This is a genomic window from Capsulimonas corticalis, from assembly GCF_003574315.2.
GTDB lineage: Bacteria > Armatimonadota > Armatimonadia > Armatimonadales > Capsulimonadaceae > Capsulimonas > Capsulimonas corticalis.
This window is the reverse complement of the sequence record NZ_AP025739.1, coordinates 6,496,039-6,520,830: the sequence shown is the minus strand read 5'-3', so window position 1 is coordinate 6,520,830 and position 24,792 is coordinate 6,496,039. Positions and strand designations below refer to the sequence as shown.

Below are 24,792 nucleotides of genomic sequence, written 5' to 3'. Positions count from 1 at the left end.
TTCCTTTGCCGGCTTCTTCTTTGTTCATGTACGGTTGTCGCATCGCCGCGCAACTTTTCCCTTCCCTGCCAGTCTCATCATTTATAGCCCGGCCAATGTCGTGAGAGGCGAACGAATTGCCTCCACGGTTCCGGCAGGCGGCGGGGTAAAATAATTCCAACCGTCAGCCGCCGACCATAACCCAGGCGCGGGCGAGTTGAGGACACGCAAATCATGGTCACACGTAAATTTGAAATCGAGTGCAAGGACGGTGTCATGACGATCAGTACGGTGAAGTCGGGGCTGACCGCTCGAAGGATGCAGATTCCTTGGATGATCGCGAACATCGCCCAGATCGTCTTCTGCTCCATGTATTTTTTGGAATTAGCGCTGCGACAGTCGCATCCGACGCTTCGCGAATTCGTTTGCGCGCCTTCCGCATTTTGCCTACTTTTTTATAGCTATGAAAATTACTTCGGAGCCAAAACCTGCGTGCTAGATACCATCAACGATACCGTATGGATTGGATCATGGAGCACGTCGCTATCGAGTGTCACTGGTGTGCGAATCGGCAAAATCCTTTGGGACGAAGAGTTTCCCACTGGAAATACACTGTACCTGACGAGAAAGAACGCGCCTGCTCTCAAACTTTACACCGTGCTGACCTTCGGACGCCCCAATGACACGATCCGCGCGCTGGCGTCTCAGATTGAGGAATTTCTAGTTTCACACAAGGCTGCCGCGTCGCCCGCCGCTTCGATGGTGGGAGCATCGCGGTAGAGGACGAGATCGGGAGAGTTCTTCCGAAAGGACGACTACGGATGTTATTGCGCAAATTTAATGTTGAACGCACCAAAGACACGCTGACGATTCGGACTGTGAGAGATGGATGGACTGGACGGAATATCTCCCCAGTCGAAGCCGCGCTATTTGCCGCGCTGGCGGTGACGTCCGTGCTGCGTGTTGCTGGTTATTTCTTGCATCATGAGAACGTGACGGTTACTGGCTTGTTCGCACTGGAGCTATTATTGGTCTGGCCGATTTCCGCATACCGTCTCTACTTTGGAGAACGGGTTTGCGTGCTGGACGCCGGGAACGATCAAATACTGATCGATGGGCGCAAAATTGCGCCGCTCTCGCGAGGGCTTTCGGCGCGGGTCGGGGCAGGTTTTTGGCGAGGGGAGCTACGACTCGGAAATGACCTGTATCTGACGACGGATTCCGGCCCGGAGATTTTCCTTTTCCCGTTTTCGAAGTTCAGCGGGGATTACGGTAAAATTGAGAGTCTGGCGGCTCAGATTAATACGTTCCTCGCAGAATGCGCCGTGGCGGCCCGCCGCGAGCGTCCGGCGGTCTGGTCCTGGGACAATGCGTCTGCGTCGTCGGGCAAGGCTCCGTAGTTCGTAAGGATCCGATGCAATGAAATGCCGTGAATGCGATCGGGAATTGGAAGAGGGGGCGTTTCGGATTGTTGATAACGTCCCCGTTTGTTTGATGTGCCTGTGCGGAGATCCCCCGGCGTTTGCCGTGCTGCCGATTGGTGTCGTCAGCGCCGTCGATGGCCCGGGCGGCGGCCTGCTGGAGATCTGGCTGCATCCGGGCATGACGCGCTTTATGCGTGACCTTTCGGAGGAGACGGGGCTGACGGTGATCTGGATTGCGCATCAGCCACAGACGCTGCACACGACCCTCGTGCGCGGCTGGGATCAGAAGGACGCCGGGCTATTCGCCACCCGCAGCCCCGCCCGCCTCAATCCGATCTGCGTCACCGATGTCGATCTCATCTCCGTCACGGACAATATTCTCCTGGTGCGCGGACTCGACGCCCTCCCCGGCACGCCCGTCATCGACATCAAGCCATCGCTGGCGAGCTTGAAAAACAGCCGTCCTTCCTCCAACCCATCCTCTTAGGCAATGGCGCCATTCTCTGTGTTTGTGGCGCCAGACGACGAACCTCTTTTCTTCTCGCCGAACATATCCAATTTGAGATGTAAAATTAGCGATTTCGTGAGTGAAAGGATCCATCTTGTCTTTGATTGGTACCATCATGGATTGTATTTGATTTTCTTGTTGACAATGGATCCATTCTGTGATACACTTATGGTGCATTCGCAATCATTGAGTGACGATCTCTCGGCTGATGTTTTGCGGCAATGCGCTCGACCGCGAAGGAACTTCCAGGGATGGCTATTTTGTCCGCCCGTTCTTTGCAAATATGCGATTTGTAACGATTGCAGGAACTCCGGATCAGCGTTTGCCGCGTTACAGATAGTTTAATAGATAGAATTGCAATTCAGTGGATGTAAGATCAAGCAGGAAAGGATGTTCACCGCGCCGCTAAGATTTCGGCTGATGTTAATATTTTAATTGCAGTAATTGCAATACAGATCCATGGCTTACCGTATGACGACATACAGTACAAGCGATCTGCTTGGAGCCGCGAAGATAGTACTCGAGGAGATAACGACGATGAAGAAAATCAAGCTCTCAATGACGAGAGCGACTGCCCAGGCCGGACTGCTGGCATTGCTTGTCGGGCTGGGCTGCGGCGCGACGCCGCAGGCGTCGGCAATTGGATCGGGCGACGCCGACACGGTGTTCAATGGCTTCAACAGCGCCTTTTTGGTGAACGGCAACTATTACAAGACATCAATCAACGGCAGCACTTTTGACGGCGGTTGGACCGGAGCCCTGGACATTATGGTGGCCGAGGACGCCTACGAGCGCACCGGCAGCAGCGCGCACAAAGCGCTCGTCGAGACCCTCTGCACCACCTTCCTACAGAAATTCCCGCCGGGATACACCTGGGATGGCTATAACGACGACATTGGATGGATCGGCGCAATGCTGGCGCGCGGTTACCTGATCACCGGCGACGCCAACCTTCTTTCCCAGGCTCGAACGTCCTGTTTCGATATGGCGTGGTCTCGCGGCTGGGACACTCAGTACAACGGCGGCGGAATCTGGGAACAGCAGCCCAATATGACCCCGGCGGGCCAAGCGATCAATAAAACCCCGCTGTCCAACGACAGCTTGGGCAAAACGGCCTGCCTGATCTACATGGGCAACCACGATCAATGGTATCTGGACCGCGCCACACAGATTTATGCGTGGGTGCGCAGCAACCTCTTCAACACGAGCAGCGGGCAGGTGTATTCGTGGATCGACCGCAGCGGCAATGTCGATACAAGCACTGCCGATGCGACGGCGTATAACCAGGGGACGTTCGCCGATTACGCCAATTATCTCTACCAGATCACCGGAAACGTCCAATACTACAACGACGCCAAGCTGGCGCTCGATTACGTCAAGAACAACATGTATAACGGCGGCGTCATCACCGGCGGCGGCACCAACACCTGGTCGGACGAGTATGCTCGCGGTCTGGGTCACTTCTGCCGTGACAACCGCATGTGGGGCACATATTATAGCTGGATGGTGCTCAACGCGAACGCCATTATGAGCCACCGCCGCACCGACTACAACATCTGCTGGAGCAACTTCACCCAGCAGACGCCTAACGACAACTCGATCAACACGAATCGGTTTGACGACGCCGCGGCGTGGATGCAGTACACCCCCGCCACACAGCCGAATAACATCTGGGGCCGGCACACGATAATTGGTTTGAACAACATGGCGATCGACAGTCTCGGCCTCACCGCCACCAACAGCGTCGTCGGTCTCTGGGGCCTCAATTACGGTCAAACCCAGATCTGGAACTTCACGCAGAACGCGGACACTTCGTGGAACATCGTCAGCCAGTCTAGCTGGCTCGGCCTGGACGATCCCGGCGGCAATACCACGAACGGCACGAAGATGATCCAGTGGACGCAGAGCCGCGACAGCAACCAGCGATGGTGGGTGGATGTTCAGTCGGACGGTTCTTACAAGATCTGGAATCAGCAGAGCAGTTTGGCGCTGGACAGCTCCAGCACCACGACGAATGGAGCGTCGCTGATTGGCTGGGGCTGGAGCGGCGCACCCCAGCAGCGATGGAAGCTTCAATAGCGTCATTTCCAACACGGCCGTCTTCCGCCCAGGGAGGCGGCCTTTTCCCAGGGCGTTCTCAAGCGTCCTGATTTCGTTCACAGGAGATTGAAATGTTCCAAAACAAACTCAAGTTCTCGCTCAAAGGCATCGCGGTCCAGACTGGTCTGGTCGCTTTGCTCGTCGGCGCCTGCTGCGCCCTGCCGCAGCAGGCGTCGGCCATCGGTTCGGGCGACGCCGATACGATGTTCAACGGCTTCAATAACGCTTTTTTGGTGAATGGAAACTATTACAAGACATCGATCAACGGCAACACTTTTGACGGCGGCTGGACCGGAGCGATCGATATCATGGTGGCCGAGGACGCTTATGAGCGCACCGGCAGCAGCGCGCATAAGGCTTTGGTCGAAGCGCTTTGCACCACCTTCCTGCAGAAGTTCCCGCCGGGATACACCTGGGATGGTTACAACGACGATGAGGGCTGGATTGGAACCATGCTGGCCCGTGGCTATCTAATCACCGGCGACTCCAACCTGCTTCTTCAGGCGCGCACCGCTTGCGTCGATATGGTCTGGTCGCGCGGCTGGGATACGCAGTACAACGGCGGCGGCATCTGGGAGCAGCAGCCCAACATGACTCCGGCGGGGCAGACGATCGACAAGGAAGCGCTCTCCAATGACAGCATCGGCAAGGCGGCCTGTCTGATCTACATGGGCAACCACGATCAATGGTATCTGGACCGGGCCACACAGATTTACGCGTGGGTGCGCAGTCACCTTTTCAACACCAGCAATGGGCAGGTTTACAACGGCGTCGACCGCAGCGGCAATGTCAATACCGGCCGGAATGTCTATAACCAGGGGACGTTCGCGGACTACGCCAACTACCTCTACCAGATTACGGGAAACGTCCAATACTACAACGACGCGAAACTTGCGCTCGATTATGTTAAGGGCAGCACCTGGTACAACGGCGGCGTGATGACCGGCGGCGGCACCAATACCTGGTCGGACGAGTACGCTCGCGGTCTGGGTCACTTTTGCCGTGATAACCGCATGTGGGGTACGTATCTGAGCTGGGCGCAGGCTAACGCCAACGCGGCGATGAGCCATCGCCGCACGGACTACAACATCTGCTGGAGCGACTTCACGACGCAGACGCCCAACGACAATTCGATCATTACCAATCGATTCTGCGACGCGGCGGCGTGGCTGCAATACACTCCCGTCACGCAGCCGAATAACATTTGGGGCCGGCACACGATCGTTGGTTTGAACAACATGGCGATCGACAGTCTCGGCCTCACCGCCACTAACAGTGTCGTCGGTCTCTGGGGCCTCAATTACGGTCAAACCCAGATCTGGAACTTCACGCAGAACGCGGACACTTCGTGGAACATCGTCAGCCAGTCTAGCTGGCTCGGCCTGGACGATCCCGGCGGCAATACCACGAACGGCACGAAGATGATCCAGTGGACGCAGAGCCGCGACAGCAACCAGCGATGGTGGGTGGACGTGCAGTCGGACGGCACTTACAAGATCTGGAACCAGGCGAGCAGTTTGGCGCTGGACAGCTCCAGCACCACGACGAATGGGCAGGCGCTGATTGGATGGGGCTGGAGCGGCCAGCCTCAGCAGCGATGGAAACTACAATAGGACGATGATATGAGGCCGCCACCCGACGACGGAGGCGGCCTCTTTGAATGAGGAGACGAACATGCATTTCACCAAACGAAAAACGATTGCCGCTTCCGCCGTCGCGGCGCTCGCGGGCTCCCTGCTCATGGCGGCTGGGACCACGGCGCACGCGCAGAGCGCCGGTTTACGATTGATGGCGGTCGGAGACTCAATCACCGCCGGCTACCGAAGCTCCACCGGCAATGGTTATCGCGGACCATTGTGGACCGAGCTGATCAATCAGGGCGACGCGCTGGACTTCGTGGGTTCGCAGCGCAGCGGCGTGATGTTCGATCCCGATAACGAAGGGTACTTTGGCGATCGGATCGATCAGATCGCCGGCTTGATCAACGGGGAACTGGCTCTTTACCAGCCGAATGTTGTATTGCTGCACATCGGCACCAACGACCTGGGCCAAAACTACCAGGTCTCCACCGCTCCGAACCGATTGGCTTCGCTGATCGATCAGATCCTCGCCGCCGACCCTGGCGTCACCATTCTGGTCGCGCAGCTGATCTGTAATTCGACTGGCTGGGTCCAAACCGACATTAACAACTTCAACAGCCAGATCCCCGGCATCGTGCAGGCGCGCGTGAATGCGGGCAAGCATGTCTACACGGTCAGCATGAGCTCGCTCAACCTGGGTGACCTGAACGACGGCCTGCATCCCAATGACGGCGGTTATCAGAAGATGGCCGACAATTGGGACGCCGGTATCCGGCAAGTCATCGCCAATGGCTGGGTCTCGCACATCGACTTCGCCGGCGTTTTTGAGATTCAAAACCAATACAGCGGCCAGGTGGTGGACGTTTCCGGCGGCTCCACGTCTAACAACGCGCCCATCGTCCAGTGGCCTTACCAGGGCACTTCGAATCAGTTGTGGAACTTCATTCCGACGAGCAATGGCTACTACCAGATCAAGAACGCCGGAAGCGCTCTCGATCTGAACGTGGCCGGCGCTTCGACGGCGAACGGAGCGAAGATCGTGCAGTGGCAGTTCGGCAACCAGGGGAACGACCAGTGGCAGCCGGTGCGTCAGAGCGACGGCTCCTATATCTTCTACAACCGCAACAGCGGCTCCGTTCTAGACAATCCCAGCGGAACGACCCAGGCCGGGCAGTTCGACCAATGGGGATGGAACGGCGGTCAGTCCAACCAACGCTTCAATGTGATCGGAAGATAACAGCCTTCAGGCACAAATCAGCCCCGCAAGCGAGTACTCGCTTGCGGGGCTGATTTGTGCCTGAAAGTGGAAGACGCCGCGCGCCGAGCTGCATTGCCGGAATTTACAAAGCGCGGTAACGGAAATCGGTGAAACGCGCTTCATCCGTAGCGCTCGCGGCAAGCGCGATGCGCAGCGCCTGAAATCCCCCCAGCGTATTGGTGTTGAAGCCACTTGCGTCGAAATCCTTGACCAGACTTTGCCATTGACGCCCGTCGCCGCTGGCCAAGATCTCGACGCGGTTGCGACTGTTCACGATCTTCAGGTGCGCCGCGCGCGCTGTCCAATCGCGATCCGCCAGTGTTTCCTTGGGGCCGTAAGCGCGCAGACGACCGCTGCCCAGTTCGGCGAACAGCCAGTGGTCGGGGTTGTAAAACAGCCCCAGCGCCGCGCCGCAGCCGCCCTTCGGCGACGCCACGACTTGCACTTCGTAACTGACGTCGCGCGCCATCACGGCGAGCGGAGAACTGTGGCCGGGCGTGTCTCCCTTGGCCCGCACCGTGAGCGCGCCATGGCCCGTTTGGAAACGGCTCATGTCGGCTTCGCTCCAGGCTCCCCAGGTCGGCTGGAGCGTCGGCGCGCGGAAATCGTCGGACAGCGGGATCATCGGTTTCTGGGCGACGCCCATCGGCGCGGGCATTGGCTGGTCGCGCCGCGCGCCCAGCGGCGCCCGCGGCCAGCCGTCGTCGGTCCATTCGATCGGCTCCAGCAATGTATGACGGCCCAGCGACTTAAAGCCGTTGCGGTAGCCGTGGTAAACGAAGTACCAGCGGCCGTCGGGCGTGTCGACGAGCGTTCCGTGTCCGACCGACCACCAGGTCTCATCCTCGCTGTACGTGTGGATGAGCGGATTGTGGGGCGAGTTCTCCCATGGGCCCAGCGGCGAGCGGGAGCGGGCCACGACGGACATGTGGCTAGTGGGCGGTCCGCTGGTGCCGCCCTCGGCGCAAATCAGGTAGTAGAAGTCGCCGCGCCGGGTCAGCTTGGGGCTCTCCAGCCAGAAGCCTTCGGTCTTCCAGTCCGCCGGGAACTGCCAGCCTTGATAAACCTGCTTTTTTTCCCCGACCGCAGACAGGCCGTCGGCGCTCAGCTCAACCATGTGGCCGCCGGCCGTGTACAGGTAGCGCGTCCCGTCCGGCCCGACAACGTGGCCCGGATCGATGTCGTCGACCTTCAGTTCGATCGGCTCGCTCCACGGTCCGCTCGGATGCTCCGCATGGACGACAAAAATGCCCCCCATTGGGAAATAGATATAGTAGTGTCCCTTGTGTTCGACAAGATCCGGCGCCCACACCTCCGCCCTTTCGTAGGAGTGATTAAGCACTTTAGAAATCGGGGTCCAGTTCACCAGATCGCGCGAGCGCCAGACCACCAAGCCCGGCGCATAGCGATAGCACGTATTGGTAAAATAGAAATCCTCGCCGACGCGCAGGATCGTGGGGTCCGCGTAGTCGCCGGCGAACAGCGGGTTCTGAAATTGAGCGGCTTTCCGCTCACGCGGGGCGCGTCCCCATGCCGCAGGCAAACGGCTCGCCAGCATCGTCGTTGACGCTCCCGCCGCCAATTGCAGCAGCGCGCGGCGCGATAATTTCACATCGTTCAAATAGGTCGCTCACTTTCCTGAACGCCGGGCGGCATTTGCTTGACCTGACGGCGTTCTTCGCGGGGGATGCAGACGCTCTGCTGCTCCGATGACTTCTGGCGGCTTTGCTCTCTGAGGTAAGCTAATTCTAACATATAATGGGACCATAGTCAATAATTTTAGGCTGATACTATCAAAGCTGTTACCAAGATATTGGTCCCATCGCATAACAATGTTGAGAAATGGAGCCATTAATACATTGACACTGGACCCATTCCGTGATACAATTATGGTGCCTTTGAGATTATTAGTGCAAAGGAGGACGAAAGGCGCAATTGAGCGCCATATCATAAGTGGTAATAGTAATCATTGCAATACAAAAAGGAGAATGTCGTTATGGCGACGAACACGCTCAGCAAGATCCTCGAATTTGCCGGTCTGAGGAAGCCCGCCAAATTCGATACAGCCCCGACGGTGCCCCACGCGAAACCCCTGGTTGGCCTATCAATCACGCTCCTTGGCGCGGCCGCCGCGTTTGCTCCATCGACGGCTTACGCGCAGCTGAACCAGTCCGTCACCCCCTACGAGGCTGCGGCGTCGTACAACGCCTTCAACCAGAACTACCTGTGGCAGGCCACCGGCAACACGTTCTATAACAGCGAGCTCAACAGCATCGGCGCGGACGACACCGGCGGCTGGGGCCAGGCCCTGACCATCGTCATCGCCGAGGACAACTATGAGGTCACCCGAACGCCGGCCGCGCTGGCGCTGGTCAGCAATCTGCTCAACACCTTTGAAACCTCTTCCGGCACGGACTGGTCCGGCGACGGCTGGAACGACGACCTGGGCTGGATGGTCAACGCCTACCTGCGCGGATACAAGATCACCGGCAACACCACCTATTTGAACATCGCCATTCAAAACTGGAACACCGTCTACAACCGGGGCTGGGACAACGCGCTCGGGGGCGGTATCTACGAGCTCATGGACACGAAAGGCGACAAAGAGTGCCTGAGCAACGATAACATCGCCTGGGAAGGCGTCTGGCTCTATGAGATCACCGGCGACAGCACGTATCTGACGAAGGCCGAGAACATCTATGCCTGGGTGCGCACCCATCTCTTCAACCCGACCAACTCCAACAACGCCGTGGGCGCTCCCGGCTCGTTTAGCCAGGGGCAACATACCGCGGACGGCTCGCTGGAAAACGGCGACCATGCGTACAACAGCGGGTCGTTCCTAATCGCGGCGAACGCTCTCTATCATATCACCGGGAACTCCATGTACTACAACGACGCGGTCCTGGACATCAGTCACCGAATGAGCGTCGAGCCGATCCTGAGCGACGGGAGCGAAAGCGGCGGCGCGCAGTATGCGTACTTGTTCGTCAAGGGGCTGAGCGACTTCGCCACGGACAACCACCTGTGGGCCACTTACTATCCCTATCTGCTGGCGAACGCCAACCAGGCGTGGCAGGAGCGATGCAGCCTAAACGTGACCTGGAACCAGTGGACGGCGCCCACCACCCCGAACTCTCCTCCCAGCGACGCCATGGAGATGTCGAGCGGGGCGGGCATATGGCAGCTGCTCGACGTTCCGCAGCAGTCCCTAATCATCAATAAGAACAGCAGCCTGTCGATGGACCTGATCAGCGGCAACACGGCCAACAACGCGCCGATCAACCAGTGGTCCGTCAGCAATTACCTGGACGGCGCGCAGCACTGGATGGTCATTCCCACCCCCAACGGTCACTATGCGCTGATCTCGTCGGTCACCGGCATGGCCGCCACCATTTCGGCCGCGTCCAAGACCAACGGGGCGCAGCTGGTGGACTGGCCCTACTCGACCGGCGACGCCAGTCAGCAGTTCGACCTGGTCTCCATGGGCAGTGGCTGGTACAACATCAAGAACGTCAACAGCGGACTGGTGCTCGATGTCTCAGGCGGCAGCACGGCCAATGGCGGCCAGATCATTCAGTGGACATCCGGGGGCGCCGGCGCGGCCAACCAACTGTGGAAGCTCCAGTCAGTGGTCAGCTTCCCCGGTCGATATGAGATCCAGAGCGTGTCGAGCAGTCAGGTGCTCGACGTGTCGGGAAGCTCCACCGCCAACTCCGCGCCGATCGTGCAATTGCCATACGGCGGCGGGACGAGCCAGCTCTGGACGTTCACGCCGACCAGCCGGGGCTACTACCGGATCATCAACGTCAACAGCGGTCAGGCGCTGAATGTGGCGGGGGGCTTGTTTACCAACGGCGCGAAGACGGTGCAGTGGCCGGCCGGCGGCGGGACGAACGACGAATGGCTTCCGTCGCTCAACAGCGACGGGACGTACACGTTCTATAACCTGAACAGCGGCCTGACGCTGGATAATCCTGGCGGCTCGACGCAGGGCGCGCAGTTCGATCAGTGGATCACCAATAACGGCTCCAATCAAAAGTTCAACTTGATCGCAAGATAGATCTTTCTATCCAACTCGGAATCGAACGACTGACTGACTACACCATCGCCAGGAAAGAGAAAAAACAATGTCAATGAGAACAAGAACGATCGCCGGCCCACTGAAGGGCTTGGCGGCGACGCTGCTCGCCGCGGCGGCCCTTCTCTCCGCGCCAGCGGTCCACGCCCAAAACGCCGCCAACGCCGACGCCGCCTTCAACAGCTTCCTCTCCGCCTACCTGGTGCGATCCGGCGGGCAGACTTATTTCGTCGATGGCTTGAACAAACGCGACAAGGCGTTCTTCTGGGGCCAATGTTACATGATCACCATGGTGGAGGATGCTTACGATCGTTCTCCAACGCCGGCCAACAAACAACTCATTATTGATCTGGAAAATTCTCAGATCAATCAGGATACCACCAGTTGGTCGTGGGACGGCTGGAACGATGACGTGGAATGGGGAATCATCGCGGCGATTCGCGCTTACAAGCTCACCGGCAACACCACTTATCGCGATGTGGCCGCCAATAACTGGAACATGGTTTGGAACCGTGCGTGGGACGGCGCCCTGGGTGGAGGCGTCTGGGAGAACCAGGACAAGTTCAGCAAGTGCGCCCTGAGCAACGATCCCTTGATCATCACCGGCTGCATGCTCTATCAAGCCACGGGCGACGCCACCTACCTGAACAAGTGCACGCAGCAAATCTATCCCTGGATGCGAAGCCATGTCTTCAATACTTCCACGGGACAGGTGAACGAAGGGGTGGACAACACCGGCGCCCTTCAGCCTTCCCAAAACGTTTATAACAGCGGGGCCTTTATCCTTGCGGCAAACGCTCTCTACAAAGCCACGGGGAACCAGCAGTATTATAACGACGCGAAACTCGCGGCCGATTTTATCGTCAACTCCACACCGACTCTCTATCACAATGGCACGGATGGATCTTGGGCGGACCAGTTCGTGCGCGGCTTGAGCCGATTCGCGCGTGAAAACAACCTCTGGGGTACATACAGCGGCTGGCTGAATAATCAAGCGGCCGCCGCGTGGAACCATCGACGCACCGACCTAAACCTCACGGATAACAACTGGCTGCAAAATACCCCTGGCGGCGAGACGTACGCCATGAACGCCCTCAGCGCGGTGGTGGTCCAGCTCGTGACTCAGATCAATCCTCTGACCGGCTCCCATGTGGTCGTGAACAAGCTGAGCAACAAGGCGATGGAGAACGGCGGCAGTTTGGCCAATAACGCCGGAATCATCCAATGGGGCAAGGGCGGCCAGCCATGGCAGACCTGGGAGTTCACTCAAAACTCGGACACCTCCTGGAACATCGTCAACGCGTACAGCACCCAGGGCCTGGATACCGGCGGCTCCACAACGAACGGAACGCAACTCATCCAGTGGCCCGCCGACAGCAGCAACAACAATCAACGCTGGTGGGTGGACGGGCAGTCCGACGGCTCCTTTAAGATCTGGAGCAAGGCCAACAGCAAATCCCTGGATAATTCCAGCTCGACCGCAGATGGATACAAGATCGTTCTGTGGGATTGGAATGGCGGAAATCAGCAGCGTTGGCTCCTTCGGTAAAGTCGATCCGCCCCATTCTGGGGAACCAGGGCAAGGCTTCCGCCCTCCGCTTCCATAACCCTCTCACGCACCCCTCGATTTCTCTTCTGGGCTAGCTCAGAAGAGAAATCACAAAATGATACTTCAAATCACAGTTGCCAGATTGACCAGTCATTCCTTCCATTCTATAATGTCAGTATTGCAACGAAGACGTTAGCACTAAGTGATATCAATGGTTTTGTTGCTTTAATCGCTATTTAGTGAAACTGAGAACGGTAATGACTCGCTGAAAGGAAATTTCGATGAACCGACTACTGAGCAAACTGGTTAATCCCTCTGTCCGCTGTCTGAAGTGTTTCATGTTCACCGTAATTGCGGGAGTGATCCTTGGGTTTTGCGCGCCGCTTCAGGCGTATACTCTGCAAAATTTGACACAATATGTGAACCCGTTCTGCGGCACAGCCGGCGGCGGCAACGCTGCGTTTCTTTATCCGGGCGCCGTGGCGCCGTTTGGCATGGTGCAGTGGAGCCCGGATACCTCCCAAAATCCCAGCGGCTATCAGTATTCCGATACTCAAGTCCATGGCTTCAGCCTGACCCATGGCAGCGGCGGCGGCTGCAATTACGGCTCCGATTTTAGCTTCATGCCGATTCTGGGAACGGTGAACAGCTCGCCGTATAGCAGCAGCAATTACAGCCATTTGAACACCAGCTATTTCGCCAACATTACCGGGGGCAGCCAGCACGCCAATCCCGGTTACTACTCGATGCAGTTTAACGGGATCACGACAGAGTTGACCGCGACGACTCGAACGGGATTTGGCCGATTCACCTATCCGTCCGGCAATACCGCCAGCATGCTAATCAATTTGGGCGGGGATACGAATGGAACGATCAACGCCTCCATTCAGATCAATCCTGGCGGAAATGAAATTAGCGGCTGGACACAAATGTCCGGCATGTGCGGCACGGCTCCGGGGATTATGTATTTCGATGTGGTTTTTGATCACTCGTTTTCCTCCTACGGAGTATGGAACGGCTCCACCTACTACGCCAACGGGCAGACCACTACGGGCGCTTCTTCCGGCGCGGCGTTCAGTTTTAATCTGTCCGGCGGCGGGGTAGTGCTGGCGCATACGGCGCTTTCCAGCGTCAGCGTCGCGAACGCCAGGGCCAATCTGGCGGCGGAAAGTCCGGGTTCCTCGTTTAACAACAACGGTTTTAACGCTGAAGTGACTGCGGCCAATAACGCCTGGAACGCCTACCTGAATGAGATTCAAGTGAGCGGCGGTTCCGCCGCCGATACGCAAACGTTTTACACGATGATGTATCGCACCTTGCTGGCGCCCAACGTGGTCAGCGATGTCAATGGTCAATACATGGGGTTTGACGGCAGTGTTCACACGCTTTCCGGACGCACCCAGTATGGATGGTATTCCGGGTGGGACATTTACCGCAATGAATGCCAGTTTCTGGCGATGATCGATCCGGTGCGCGCCAGCGATATGGCGCAGTCTCTGGTGCAGGACGCCGCCGATTGCGGGGCGATGCCGCGCTGGGCGGATACATTTGGCGATGGCGGGTTAATGCTGGGAGATTGCTCCACCCCCATCATTGGCGACATGTATGCGTTTGGCGCCCGAAGCTTTGACACCGCTTCCGCGCTGGCGGATATGAAGCGCGCGGCGCTGACGCCGAATGTCCAGGCGAGAAACGGAACCTACGAGCGACCGAATGAAAGCAGTTTTCTTTCCCTCGGCTACGTTCCCTCCGGCCCGACCCAGGGCGGTTACGCTCCCGTCTGTATGACTCTGGAATATTGTATTGACGATTACGCCCTGGCGCAGTTCGCCAATGCGATTGGAAGCACCGGCGATTATCTGCCCTCCATGCAGCGCGCCCAAAACTGGCGCAATTTGTATAACTCCAGCACCGGTTATATTCAAATGCGCGACTCTAACGGCGCCTGGTCGTCCGGGTTCCCCACCTATAATGGTTCCGCCTTCGCGGACGGCGACGTCTATCAATATGTGTGGGCGGTTCCATTCAATTTGAGTTCACTGTTTAACTCCATGGGCGGTGCGTCCACTGCGCTCAGCCGTCTGAACAACTTCTTTACGCAAATCAATGATAGCGACACCAGCAACGGCCAGTACGCGTTCATGGGCAATGAACCCTGTGCGGCGACTCCGTGGATCTATACTTCGCTGGGCCAGCCCTATAAAGCCTCCAGCACCGTCCGGCAGATCATGACGCAGCTTTTCAATGCGTCTTCAAACGGATATCCCGGCAACGACGACTTTGGGGCGGAATCTTCCTGGTATGTCTGGGCGGCGCTGGGGATGTATCCGGCGATTCCCGGCAGCGATGTCCTGGTTTTGCATGGCCCGCTCTTTCCGCAGGCCACACTCAATCTACAGCATGGAACCATCACCATTACCGGCAGTGGGGCGAGTGATAGCGCCCCTTATGTCCAGAGCTTGTCCGTGAATGGGCAATCGTCGAATGCGTCATGGATTCATTTCGCCAACTTTGTGAATGGCGGAACGCTCTCCTACAGCATGGGCGCTTCGGCGAATACCGGCTGGGGCACATCGAGCCTACCGCCTTCCGACACGGATGGAATGACGGTGACGGGAATTGCCGGCACGCATCTCATTGTCAATCATGCGAATGGCCTGGCGATTGACAACGGGTCCACCACCACTCAGGGAGCCGGCGTGATCCAGTGGGGGCCGAATGGCGGCTCGGCGCAGAAGTGGACCTTCACGCAGAACTCGGACACCTCCTGGAATATCGTCAACCAGTTCAGCGGCCAATCCCTGGATGTTCCCGGCGGCTCCACGACGAATGGAACCCAGATCATTCAATGGGGAGCGAACGGCGGCGACAATCAACGCTGGTGGGTGGACATTCAGCCAAGCGGCAGCTACAAGATTTGGAACAAAGCCAATAGCTTAGCGCTGGACGACGATAATATGACCGGGAATGGCTCCCCGCTGATCCAGTGGACTTGGAATGGCGGGAACAACCAGCTCTGGAATCTGCAATAGGGGGCTATTGAGATAGGTTTTTGCTCGGCAGTTGTGTTATTGGGTGCCATGCCGGCGGCTCTGCGCAGGCATGTCTTGCGATCGAGAGGAAATGCATTCCGCTTCGTGCGTAGTACATGCCTGCGCAGAGCCGCCGGCATGGCGCCCAATAACACGATGCTGGCATTTACAATATCGGAAAAAATATCCAATGAGATACATAGGGGCTCTGGAACGCTGTGCAGATGTCGATAAATGACACGTTTTAGTCACACTCATCGCTATTCAGTTAAGGAGATCACTGGTATGACGACGTATACGAAAAGCAATATGAAGAACGCTTACTCCAGGCCCGGAAAAGGGTGGGCGGCTGCGCTGCTTGCGGCGGCGTGCGTCTTCTCCGGGGCGTCCGCGCACGCCCAGTTGAACCAATCTTATACGCCCTATGAAGCCGACGCATCGTTCAATGCTTACAATTCGGACTTTTTGGTGCAGTCCAATGGGCAAACCTACTACGCCAACACGCTGTCCGACCGCACTCCGGCGTTTCTCTGGGGACAGGCGCTGGACATTGTGATCGCCGCAGACGCCTTCGAGCGCACCCATACCACGGCGCAGCAGCAGCAGGTCAATGCTTTGGTCACGACGTTTTTGGCGAATAACCCGGGGAGTTGGTCCTGGGACGGGTGGAACGACGACATCGGCTGGTCGGTCATTGCGTGCATGCGCGGCTATCAGGCGACCGGCAACGGCGCCTTTTTGACCGCCGCCGCGAACAATTGGAATATGGCTTATAACCGGGGATGGGACAATGTGGTGGGCGGCGGAATCTGGGAGAATTCCGATAAGCAAACCAAAAATCCACTCAGCAACGATCCGTTTATTATCGCCGGATGCGCTCTGTACGCCGCCACGCAAGACTCCACGTATCTGACGAAGAGCGAGAATATCTATGCGTGGGTGCGCGGCAACATCTTCGATCAAACGACGGGACAGGTGAACGGCGCCCGCACCGCCGCCGGCGTTTTGCAGACTTCGGACAATGTCTACGACAGCGGGTGTTTCATCGAAGCCGCCAACTGCCTCCACCAGGTCACCGGGAACGCCCAGTATTACAATGACGCGATCCTAGCGATCAACCATATCGTCAATGAAGGTCCCATTCTGCACAATAACGGCGAGGATTCCAGCAATGCGTGGGCCTACTGGTTTGTCAAGGGACTGAGCGATGTCTGCACGGACAACAACCTCTGGGCGCAGTATTATCCCTGGATGCTCGCCAACGCCAACGCGGCGTGGGGCGAACGAAACAGCTCGAATATCACCTGGAACGATTGGACCAGCCCCACAAACCTTTCGAATCCCGCCGCACTGACGGTTTCGAGCGCGGTCGGTATCTGGCAGACACTCAATGTTCCCGCGCAGTCGATCATCGTCAACGAAAACAGCGGGCTGGCGATGGATCTGATCGGCGGCAGCGCGGCCAATAACGCCCCGATCAATCAATGGTCGGTGAGCAATTACCTAGATGGCGCGCAGCACTGGATGGTGATCCCGACGCCGGGCGGCCACTCCGCGATTATCTCGGCGGCGACCGGGATGGCGGCTTCCATCTCCGCCGCCTCCAAGAGCAACAGCGCGCCGCTGCTGGACTGGCCATACTCCACCAGCGACGCCAGCCAGCAGTTCGACTTTGTCCCGGAGGGCAACGGCTGGTATGACATCAAGAATGTCAACAGCGGTCTGGTGCTCGACGACGCCGGCGGCGGAACGGCCAATGGAACGCAGATCGTGCAGTGGCCTTCGGGCGGCGCGGGCGCCGCGAATCAACTTTGGAAGTTCGTCCCCGTGGTCAGCTTCCCCGGCAACTATGAGATCCAAAGCGTCTCCAGCGGGCAGGCGCTGGACGTGAATGGAAACTCCACGGCGAACGGCGCCTCCATCATCCAGTGGCCGTACTCCGGCGCCTCCAACCAGCTCTGGAACTTCACCCCGACCAGCCGAGGTTACTACCGGATCAAGAGCGTGAGCAGCGGCCAGGCGCTGAACGTGACTGCGTCTTCGTTCTTCAACGGCGGTTCGACAGTCCAGTGGCCGGCCGGCGGCGCGACGAACGACCAGTGGTTCCCGGCGCTGAACAGCGATGGATCATTTACGTTCTACAATCTCAATAGCGGCCTGGTGCTGGACAACCCGGGCGGGGCGACGCAAGGCGCCCAATTCGACCAGTGGATCACGAATGGCGGATCCAATCAGAAGTTCAATTTGATCCAGCGATAGGCGTCGCGCCGAATCTCCGCTCGCGCTGCTGCAATCACAAATCCCCGCAGGGGCGAGGGCAGTAAAAAACAAACGCCGCCTGGGAACGATCTGTTCGAGTTGGCGCCAGTACTTGTTCGGCCTCATACGTTTATGGAGCCTTTTTTTGCTGTGCTGGCGCCAAGATTTGATGATGATAACATTTGCTGGAAGTGCGCGTCTTTGATGCACCTTAGAATTTGTTGCTCTCGCGGCGCGCGTGCTGCGCCATCTCCGGGTTTGCTTTCATAATTTTGGTTCGCAAATCTGGATCCATATCGCTTGACAATGGAACCATTGCATGATACAATGGCGCTGCTGTTGGAGGATACACCAGCGGAGCGGTTGTGAGCAGAGCAAAATGAAAGGTGCTTGTTTTGCTATAATTGCAATATTTGCGCAGCCTTGTTCGAATTGACAATGCGCGGATATCGTGCATGGTGATGTGATAGTAACAATCGCTATCTAGTCGAGGAGGATCATCAAAATGAAGGGGAAAGGTTGTGGCCGGCGGCGGATAATGGCCTCGCCGGCGCTTGCTGATCGTATTGATGGCGTTCATGGGGGGAAGTCGACAGGCCCCATTTGAATCACTCCCTGCGGATTCCGTGAGCCTGAAATGTCGGAAGCAACCAGAAACGGTATCTCAAGTAAACTTCGCGGAACGGCTTATCTCAAGGAGGCTGATATGACTTCAACCCTGCGAAAGAACATTGGCGGCTCTCTCGCCGCGATGGTATTGGGCGCACTGGCGATCGGAATCTCGGCGCCCGCGCAAAGCGCGACACTGCGATTGATGCCGATTGGCGATTCGATTACCTCGGGCTACTTAAGCTCGACCAATAACGGTTACCGGGCGGGATTATACAATGAGCTGGTCGCGCAGGGAAACCGAACCGACTTCGTGGGCTCGATTCGGGATGGGGACACGTTCGACCCCGATCACGAAGGACACTCTGGTTATCGAATCGATCAGGTCGCCAGCCTGCTGGACGGAGCCTTAGCGACATATCAACCCAATGTCGTCACGCTGCATATCGGCACGAATGACATGCTGCAAAGCTATCAGCTGTCCACCGCGCCGAACCGGCTGGCGTCGATGATCGACCAGATCCTCGCCGACGATCCCGGCGTCACGATCGTGGTGGCGCAAATCATCTGTAACGCGGACGCAGCGACCCAGTCCCGCATCAATTCCTACAACAGTCAGATCCCTGGAATTGTGCAGGCGCGGGCGAACGCGGGCAAGCATGTTTACCTGGTCAGCATGAGCTCTCTCAATACGGGGGATCTCAAGGATGGAACGCATCCCAACGACGGCGGCTATCAGAAGATGGCCGATAACTGGGACGGAGCCGTCCAGCAGGTCATCGGCAAAGGCTGGGTTACGAACTTGGCGTGGGCGGGCGTCTACTCGATCCAGAACGTTGGGAGTGGTCAGGTGATCGATGTCTCCGGAGGCTCCACCAACAGCAACGCCCCCATTATTCAGTGGCCTTACACCGGCGCTCGCAACCAGATGTGGAACTTCATCCCCACCAGCAGCGGCTACTACCAGATCAAGAGCGCCAACAGCGGCATGGATATCAATGTGACCGCCGCCTCCAAGTCGAACGGAGCCGCCATTGTCCAGTGGCAGTTCGGCGCAGCCGGGAACGATCAGTGGTTCCCGTCGCTAAACTCCGATGGAACGTATTCGTTCTATAATCGCAACAGCGGTCTGGCGCTGGACATGCCCGGCTTCTCACAGGCGCAGGGGACGCAATTCGACCAATGGGGCGGCAATGGCGGAAACAATCAGAAGTTCGTCAGCACCCCGAGATAGCCCGGCCATTCTGAGATTCCAATCGGAGACAAACTCATGAGATATCGTCAAACTTTCAAATCCGCGTCTTCTTTGATCTTCGCGACGGCGGCGCTGGCCGGATCGACGGCGTTCCTCGGCGCTCCTGTCGCCCACGCTCAAAACGGCGCGAACGCCGATGCGGCTTACAACGGCTGGCTGAACGCCTACCTGATCCGTTCGGGCGGACAAACTTACTTCTGCAACAGCCTGACCGACCGCTCACGAGCGTTCATGTGGGGCCAGGCTTATATGATCACCGGCGTGGAGGACGCCTACGACCGAACGCCCAGCGCGGCCAACAAGCAGCTCATCAGCGACTTGCTGAACACCTTCATCGCCAATGAAATTACACCGGACCCCAACAAAAACCTGGCGTGGGACAGTTGGGACGATGACCTCGCGTGGGCAGTGATCGCGCTGATTCGCGGCTACCAGGATACCGGGAACACCGCTTATCGCGACGCCGCCGTGACGAACTGGAATGTCGTCTATAATCGAGGCTGGGACAGCACCTATGGCGGCGGGATTTGGGAGAATATGGGAAATGTTCCCGCAGGCGGCAAAGGCGGTCTGAGCAACTGGCCGATGGTGATCGCCGGCGGCTTCATCTATAACTCCACCGGGGACTCGGGGATCCTATCGAAGTCTCAGTCGATCTACGCCTGGGCGCGCACCCATTGCTATGACCCGAACAGCGGGCGAGTGTACGAAGGCTGGAACGCATCGGGCATCTACGGTGACGACAACGCTTACAACAGCGGCTTGCTTGTCAATGCGGCCAACTCCCTTTATAAGATTACGAACACATCGCAGTATTTTAGCGATGCGCAGACGGCGGCCGCTCATGTGATCAATAAGTATCCGATCCTGAACGAAGATCATCCGGCGAACGGGGACTTCGGCGGAGATCAGTTCTATCGTGGCTTGAGCCTCTTCGCGCGGCAGAATAATCTCTGGAACACCTACTGGCAGTGGCTGGAGAACAACGCGGCGTCCTCCTGGAACAACCGGCGCACCGATTACAACATCACCTGGAACAACTTCACCTCGCCCACCACGACCGGCAACCTCGACGCCATGGAGGCCGAAGGCTCGGTCGTCGTGCAGGCCGTCTCCCAGATCAGTCCGATCACGGGAGTCCACACGATTTTCAACCAGGCGAACGGCCTGGTGATCGACAACGCCAGCACGACGACGCAGGGCGCCGGCATGCTGCAATGGGGCTGGAACGGCGGCGTGCAGCAAAAGTGGATCTTCTCTCAGAACTCGGACACCTCCTGGAACATCATCAACAAATACAGCGGCCAGTCCCTCGACGATCCCGGCGGCTCCACGACGAATGGGACCCAGATCATCCAATGGGGCGTGAACGGCGCGTCCAACCAGCGCTGGTGGGTGGACCAGCAGTCCGACGGATCCTACAAAATTTGGAATCAATCCAGCAGCCTGGCGCTGGATGACGACAATATGAGCTCGAATGGCGCGCCATTGATCCAATGGACCTGGAATGGCGGAAGCAACCAGAAATGGTATTTGAAGTAACGCCGATCAGAAATACCTGACGCCTCCAAGGCCGCTTTCATTGCGAGAGCGGCCTTGTTTGGTATCCTCCACAATCGTTCCGCTCCGTTCTTTACCACTCCTCTCCGCTATGACGATAAAGCAGGCGTGGGCCCGATTCGTGTCCAAACCTTGATCGCTCCCATAACGAAAAAGCAATCTGCCGAGGATACGCGACGATGACCGGACTCAGAGACATCCAGGAACCCCCATGTTCACATGACGAAGCTCAATGGAAAGGCTGCCTGACATTTGTCGGAGATAGGCTGACATATTACATCAATCGTCCCTGCCAGTCGGATCTGCTCTGGACGGCATGGTTCAACTACGCCGAGTCTCCTATCGGCGAGGACCCGTCGCTGACCAATGAGTTCTATGCATCGCTGACGAACTTCCGCGATTGGATCCCCTACAGCGAGACAATTGTCCTGCCTACCAAGGACGCCGCGCTGCGAACGAAGCGCCATCCACTGGGGTACAAACGTCAAAATGAGCGGCTCGACTTCTACGTCACCAAGTCCGAATTCGCCAAAGCATTTCGCGTAATTCGTCGTCTTGGGCGTTGGGAGAAAGGAAAAATGGTGACCGAAGGGCGCATCTTCGGCGCCGTGCGCTTGGTCCTACTGGACGATTCGCAGTTCGGCGATCCAACGCCCTACGGAGAAGCACGCGCGCAATGGCTTGCGGCGATCGACAATCGTAAGTGGCCTTAAACTGACTGATTGAATTACGATTCTGAGAGGGAAGGTAATGGGATTCACAAAAAAAGATACGCATATTATTTCATTGCGCAACGGGCAAACGTTTGAATGGCGTCTGGATCGCGAATGGCATCGTAAAAGTCATTGGATCGCCGTTCGAGAACATGGGGCTCTTGGGCAGCGTCTTTTCATTAATCCGTATTCTCTCGATTTCGAGCCAGGACAGGCGACGATACGTAATGCGATCTGCGCCGCCTTTCGATTAGGATGGGCGCCAGCGGACCGGAAGCCGCCGATGCATGTGAAATACGATGGAACGCAGTATATACTGGCGGAGTCGTAGTTTTCGTGGTCGTGAATGAGATTTGACAGCTAATCATTATGAGCGACATGGCTCATGGCGTGTTGCGACGAAGACCGAGTTCATCTCCTCTTTCTTTTCTTCGTAGTTCCTGGCAAGATCTATCGTGAGGTGGCGCGCCATTTTTGTCCGCAGCAAAGAACCGGCGCGGCGCGACTATGGAATTACGCCTTCGACGAAGGTGAGCTGGCGGTCGAGGGCGGTCTGGCGGACGCGCAGCGCTTCGGCGTAGGCTTCGGAGGCGTACCATTCGCGGGCGGCGGCGAGGGATAGGAATTCGACGATCACAACTCGGCGTGGATTTGGTTCGCCTTCGATGACATGTGCCTCGGATCCTCGGACAAGGTAGCGGCCTCCATATTCGTGGATCGACGCCTCCGCTAGGCGTCGGTATTCGGCGGCCCTCGCCTCATCCAGCACTTCGACTTCCGAGATGACGTAGCCTTTCATGGTGATGATTCCTTCTCCAAGACTTTGAGACTTGGGCTCCGAAGAATAATCTACCCAAATCTGTGTGTTTGCGTGGGGTGCTTCGTTCCCATGGATGGCAGGCAGCGGATTAGGCAGAGTTGGCGTCAGCAAAAGCAGACTTTTGGGCAACGCGGGCAGGGGATCTTACTCGGCGACGGCGATGATGAGACAGACGTCGTCGCGGACGAGACCGTCCTGCGCGATGGCGTCGACGCCGTCGATGAGACGCATGGCGAGAACTTCGGCGATAGATGCGTCGGAGTTGGGAGCGGGCGGATCTCGCAGGAGGGCGGAGACGCCGTCGACGCCGAGCATGGTTTCGCGGGTAGGGCCGCATTCGGTAAGGCCGTCGGTGAAGATCGCCAGCGCGTCGCCCGGCGTAAGCGTGAGGGTGACGGAGTCGTACTCCACGGGCGTGAACGCGCCGATGACGGAGCCGGTGGAGGCAAGCTGTTCGATTTCGCCGGTCGCGGCGCGGCGCAGCAGCGCGGATTCCTGGCCGGCGTTGACGTAGGTGAACGTGCGCGTGTCGGCGTCGTAACAGCCGACGAACAGCGTGCAGAAGCCCGAGAGAAGGAGATTGGCGGCGATCGTATCGTTTAAGCGGGCGACCGAATCGGCCAGCGCGTGCTCGTTGTGCATGGCGTAACGCAGCATATTACGCACGGTCGCGACCTGCGCCGCCGCCGCCAGACCCTTGCCGGAGACGTCGCCGACCACGATCGCCGTGACGCCTGGGCGCACCGCGAAGCAGTCCATGAAATCGCCGCCGACGCCGCTTTCGGGCAGCGCGGGCTCGTAATACTTTGCCAGGCTTAGGCCCGGCATGGCGCGGGGGATCGGCGGCTGCAGCGCTTCTTGAAGCTGTGTCGCGATAGTGTGCTCTCGCTCAAAAATCGCCGCCTGGCGGTCAGCCTCGATGCGGCGCTCGGTGACATCGGTGCAGGTCCCGACCCATTTGACGGTCTCGCCCGCCTCGCCCTTGATCGCGGCGCCGCGCACGAGAAAGGTTCGGTACACACCGTCGAGCCGTCGCATCCGAAACTCATCTTCGTAGTTCTCGCCGTCCGCGATGGCCTCGGCGTAGATGGCGGCGACGCGCGGCAGTTCGTCCGGATGGATCACCCGCCGCCACGCCCACCCATATGTTTCCCGCGCGTTCAGGCCGGTATAGTCGAGCCAGCGCTGATTGACATAGTCCAAAGCGCCGTCGGGCTGGGCCGTCCAAACGATATGGGGGATGGTGTCGGCAACGCGCCGAAAGCGCTCCTCGCTGGCGCGCAGAGCGTCATCGGCCATTTTTCGGCTGTGGATATCGCGGTAATAAACGCTCAGACCATCGGCGGCTGGATAGATATTGACCTCCAGCCATTTGTTGAGCACCAGGGAAAAGGTTTCGTAGTGGCGCGGCGTGCGCTCGGTCATCGCCGCGATGTGATGCCCGTGCGAAATGCTGCCTTCCCATTGCGGAAACACGTCCTGAATGCGCTGACCGATCAGTTCCTCGCGTGTCCGCTCCCAGAGCTCCGCCGAGCGCCGATTGACGTACGTGAGCCGGAACTGGCTGTCCAGGGTGTAAAAGGCGTCGCCGATGCTTTCCAAGATATCGATCGTGCGCTCGTGGGCGTCGCGCAGCTCCTCGTCCACGCGCAGTCGATCCTGCTCCGCCCGCTTCCGATCGCCGATCTCCCGGAAACAGACCGTCAGACTGTCCTCCGAGGGGAAGCCGCGCACTTCGAACCAGTTGTCCTTGGGATCGTAATAGGCTTCGAACTGCACGATCTCCTGTTGATTCATCGCACGCCGATAAGCGTATTCGAATGCCGAACCGACGGCGTCGGGAAATTCGTCCCAAATACTTTGCCCCAAGAGGTCCTCGCGGGTGCGCATTAACAGTCGTTCGGCGTGGGAGTTAAGGTAGGTAAATCGCCACTCGCGGTCGAGTGCGAAGAAGGCGTCGGTGACGCTGTCGAGGATGCGAAGTCCGGGCAAGACGGAGTCGTTGTTCGGTTCGGGCGTCGGCGGAGGATTAGGTTGCTGAGATGTCATCGATTTGCGCTAAGTTTCT

The 24,792-nt window shown here is 58.0% G+C and carries 18 protein-coding genes; 14 read left to right on the top strand and 4 right to left on the bottom strand.

The window, feature by feature from the left end; all coding sequences use genetic code 11:
• Nucleotides 1–213: 213 nt before the first annotated feature.
• The 6 genes from D5261_RS28335 to D5261_RS28310 all read left to right on the top strand — a co-directional run bounded on the left by D5261_RS28335 (nucleotide 214) and on the right by D5261_RS28310 (nucleotide 6,828).
• Nucleotides 214–759, top strand: a complete 546-nt coding sequence (locus D5261_RS28335) for a hypothetical protein (RefSeq protein ID WP_119323114.1) — start codon at nucleotides 214–216, stop codon at nucleotides 757–759.
• Between the two features lie 41 nt (nucleotides 760–800).
• Complete coding sequence (locus D5261_RS28330; RefSeq protein WP_119323115.1) at nucleotides 801–1,379, top strand: hypothetical protein; 579 nt, start codon at nucleotides 801–803, stop codon at nucleotides 1,377–1,379.
• A gap of 19 nt (nucleotides 1,380–1,398) precedes the next feature.
• Complete coding sequence (locus D5261_RS28325) at nucleotides 1,399–1,890, top strand: TrmO family methyltransferase domain-containing protein (RefSeq protein WP_218025684.1); 492 nt, start codon at nucleotides 1,399–1,401, stop codon at nucleotides 1,888–1,890.
• Nucleotides 1,891–2,448: 558 nt separating this feature from the next.
• On the top strand, nucleotides 2,449–3,990 hold the full coding sequence (locus D5261_RS28320; protein ID WP_165864416.1) for a glycoside hydrolase family 76 protein: 1,542 nt from the start codon (nucleotides 2,449–2,451) through the stop codon (nucleotides 3,988–3,990).
• Nucleotides 3,991–4,082: 92 nt separating this feature from the next.
• Nucleotides 4,083–5,624 (top strand): glycoside hydrolase family 76 protein, encoded by a 1,542-nt coding sequence (locus D5261_RS28315; RefSeq protein WP_119323118.1) that lies wholly within the window; start codon nucleotides 4,083–4,085, stop codon nucleotides 5,622–5,624.
• 61 nt (nucleotides 5,625–5,685) lie between these two features.
• Nucleotides 5,686–6,828, top strand: coding sequence for an RICIN domain-containing protein (locus tag D5261_RS28310; RefSeq protein WP_119323119.1), 1,143 nt, complete (start codon nucleotides 5,686–5,688; stop codon nucleotides 6,826–6,828).
• A 103-nt stretch (nucleotides 6,829–6,931) separates the two neighbouring features.
• Here D5261_RS28310 and D5261_RS28305 read toward each other — a convergent pair whose 3' ends face one another.
• Nucleotides 6,932–8,461 (bottom strand): family 43 glycosylhydrolase, encoded by a 1,530-nt coding sequence (locus tag D5261_RS28305; RefSeq protein WP_245992609.1) that lies wholly within the window; start codon nucleotides 8,459–8,461, stop codon nucleotides 6,932–6,934.
• A gap of 384 nt (nucleotides 8,462–8,845) precedes the next feature.
• Between D5261_RS28305 and D5261_RS28300 the strand changes: the two genes are divergently transcribed.
• The 4 genes from D5261_RS28300 to D5261_RS28285 all read left to right on the top strand — a co-directional run bounded on the left by D5261_RS28300 (nucleotide 8,846) and on the right by D5261_RS28285 (nucleotide 17,767).
• Nucleotides 8,846–10,909: an RICIN domain-containing protein gene (locus tag D5261_RS28300; RefSeq protein ID WP_119323121.1), complete on the top strand. Its 2,064-nt coding sequence runs from the start codon at nucleotides 8,846–8,848 to the stop codon at nucleotides 10,907–10,909.
• 73 nt (nucleotides 10,910–10,982) lie between these two features.
• The gene (locus D5261_RS28295; RefSeq protein WP_165864417.1) at nucleotides 10,983–12,476 is read left to right on the top strand and encodes a glycoside hydrolase family 76 protein; all 1,494 of its coding nucleotides are present in this window, start codon (nucleotides 10,983–10,985) and stop codon (nucleotides 12,474–12,476) included.
• A gap of 281 nt (nucleotides 12,477–12,757) precedes the next feature.
• Entirely contained in the window at nucleotides 12,758–15,508 is a 2,751-nt protein-coding gene (locus D5261_RS28290) for a GH92 family glycosyl hydrolase (protein ID WP_119323123.1), read from the top strand.
• 285 nt (nucleotides 15,509–15,793) lie between these two features.
• Nucleotides 15,794–17,767, top strand: a complete 1,974-nt coding sequence (locus D5261_RS28285; protein WP_165864418.1) for an RICIN domain-containing protein — start codon at nucleotides 15,794–15,796, stop codon at nucleotides 17,765–17,767.
• 211 nt (nucleotides 17,768–17,978) lie between these two features.
• On the opposite strand, the gene D5261_RS28280 is transcribed toward D5261_RS28285, so the two are convergent.
• Entirely contained in the window at nucleotides 17,979–18,347 is a 369-nt protein-coding gene (locus D5261_RS28280) for a hypothetical protein (protein ID WP_119323125.1), read from the bottom strand.
• 126 nt (nucleotides 18,348–18,473) lie between these two features.
• Here D5261_RS28280 and D5261_RS28275 point away from each other — a divergent pair, with 126 nt between their 5' ends.
• From D5261_RS28275 to D5261_RS28260, 4 genes are all read left to right on the top strand, one after another.
• A complete protein-coding gene (locus tag D5261_RS28275; RefSeq protein ID WP_165864419.1) occupies nucleotides 18,474–19,610 on the top strand; it encodes an RICIN domain-containing protein in 1,137 nt (378 codons plus the stop codon).
• 36 nt (nucleotides 19,611–19,646) lie between these two features.
• Nucleotides 19,647–21,173 carry an RICIN domain-containing protein gene (locus tag D5261_RS28270; RefSeq protein WP_119323127.1) on the top strand — a complete coding sequence of 509 codons (1,527 nt, stop codon included), beginning with the start codon at nucleotides 19,647–19,649 and terminating at the stop codon, nucleotides 21,171–21,173.
• A gap of 197 nt (nucleotides 21,174–21,370) precedes the next feature.
• Nucleotides 21,371–21,904 carry a hypothetical protein gene (locus D5261_RS28265; RefSeq protein WP_119323128.1) on the top strand — a complete coding sequence of 178 codons (534 nt, stop codon included), beginning with the start codon at nucleotides 21,371–21,373 and terminating at the stop codon, nucleotides 21,902–21,904.
• Between the two features lie 37 nt (nucleotides 21,905–21,941).
• On the top strand, nucleotides 21,942–22,235 hold the full coding sequence (locus D5261_RS28260) for a hypothetical protein (RefSeq protein WP_119323129.1): 294 nt from the start codon (nucleotides 21,942–21,944) through the stop codon (nucleotides 22,233–22,235).
• Between the two features lie 174 nt (nucleotides 22,236–22,409).
• Here D5261_RS28260 and D5261_RS28255 read toward each other — a convergent pair whose 3' ends face one another.
• Both D5261_RS28255 and D5261_RS28250 read right to left on the bottom strand, forming a co-directional pair.
• Complete coding sequence (locus D5261_RS28255) at nucleotides 22,410–22,703, bottom strand: DUF1330 domain-containing protein (RefSeq protein WP_119323130.1); 294 nt, start codon at nucleotides 22,701–22,703, stop codon at nucleotides 22,410–22,412.
• A gap of 165 nt (nucleotides 22,704–22,868) precedes the next feature.
• On the bottom strand, nucleotides 22,869–24,773 hold the full coding sequence (locus tag D5261_RS28250; protein ID WP_119323131.1) for a SpoIIE family protein phosphatase: 1,905 nt from the start codon (nucleotides 24,771–24,773) through the stop codon (nucleotides 22,869–22,871).
• Between the last annotated feature and the right edge of the window lie 19 nt (nucleotides 24,774–24,792).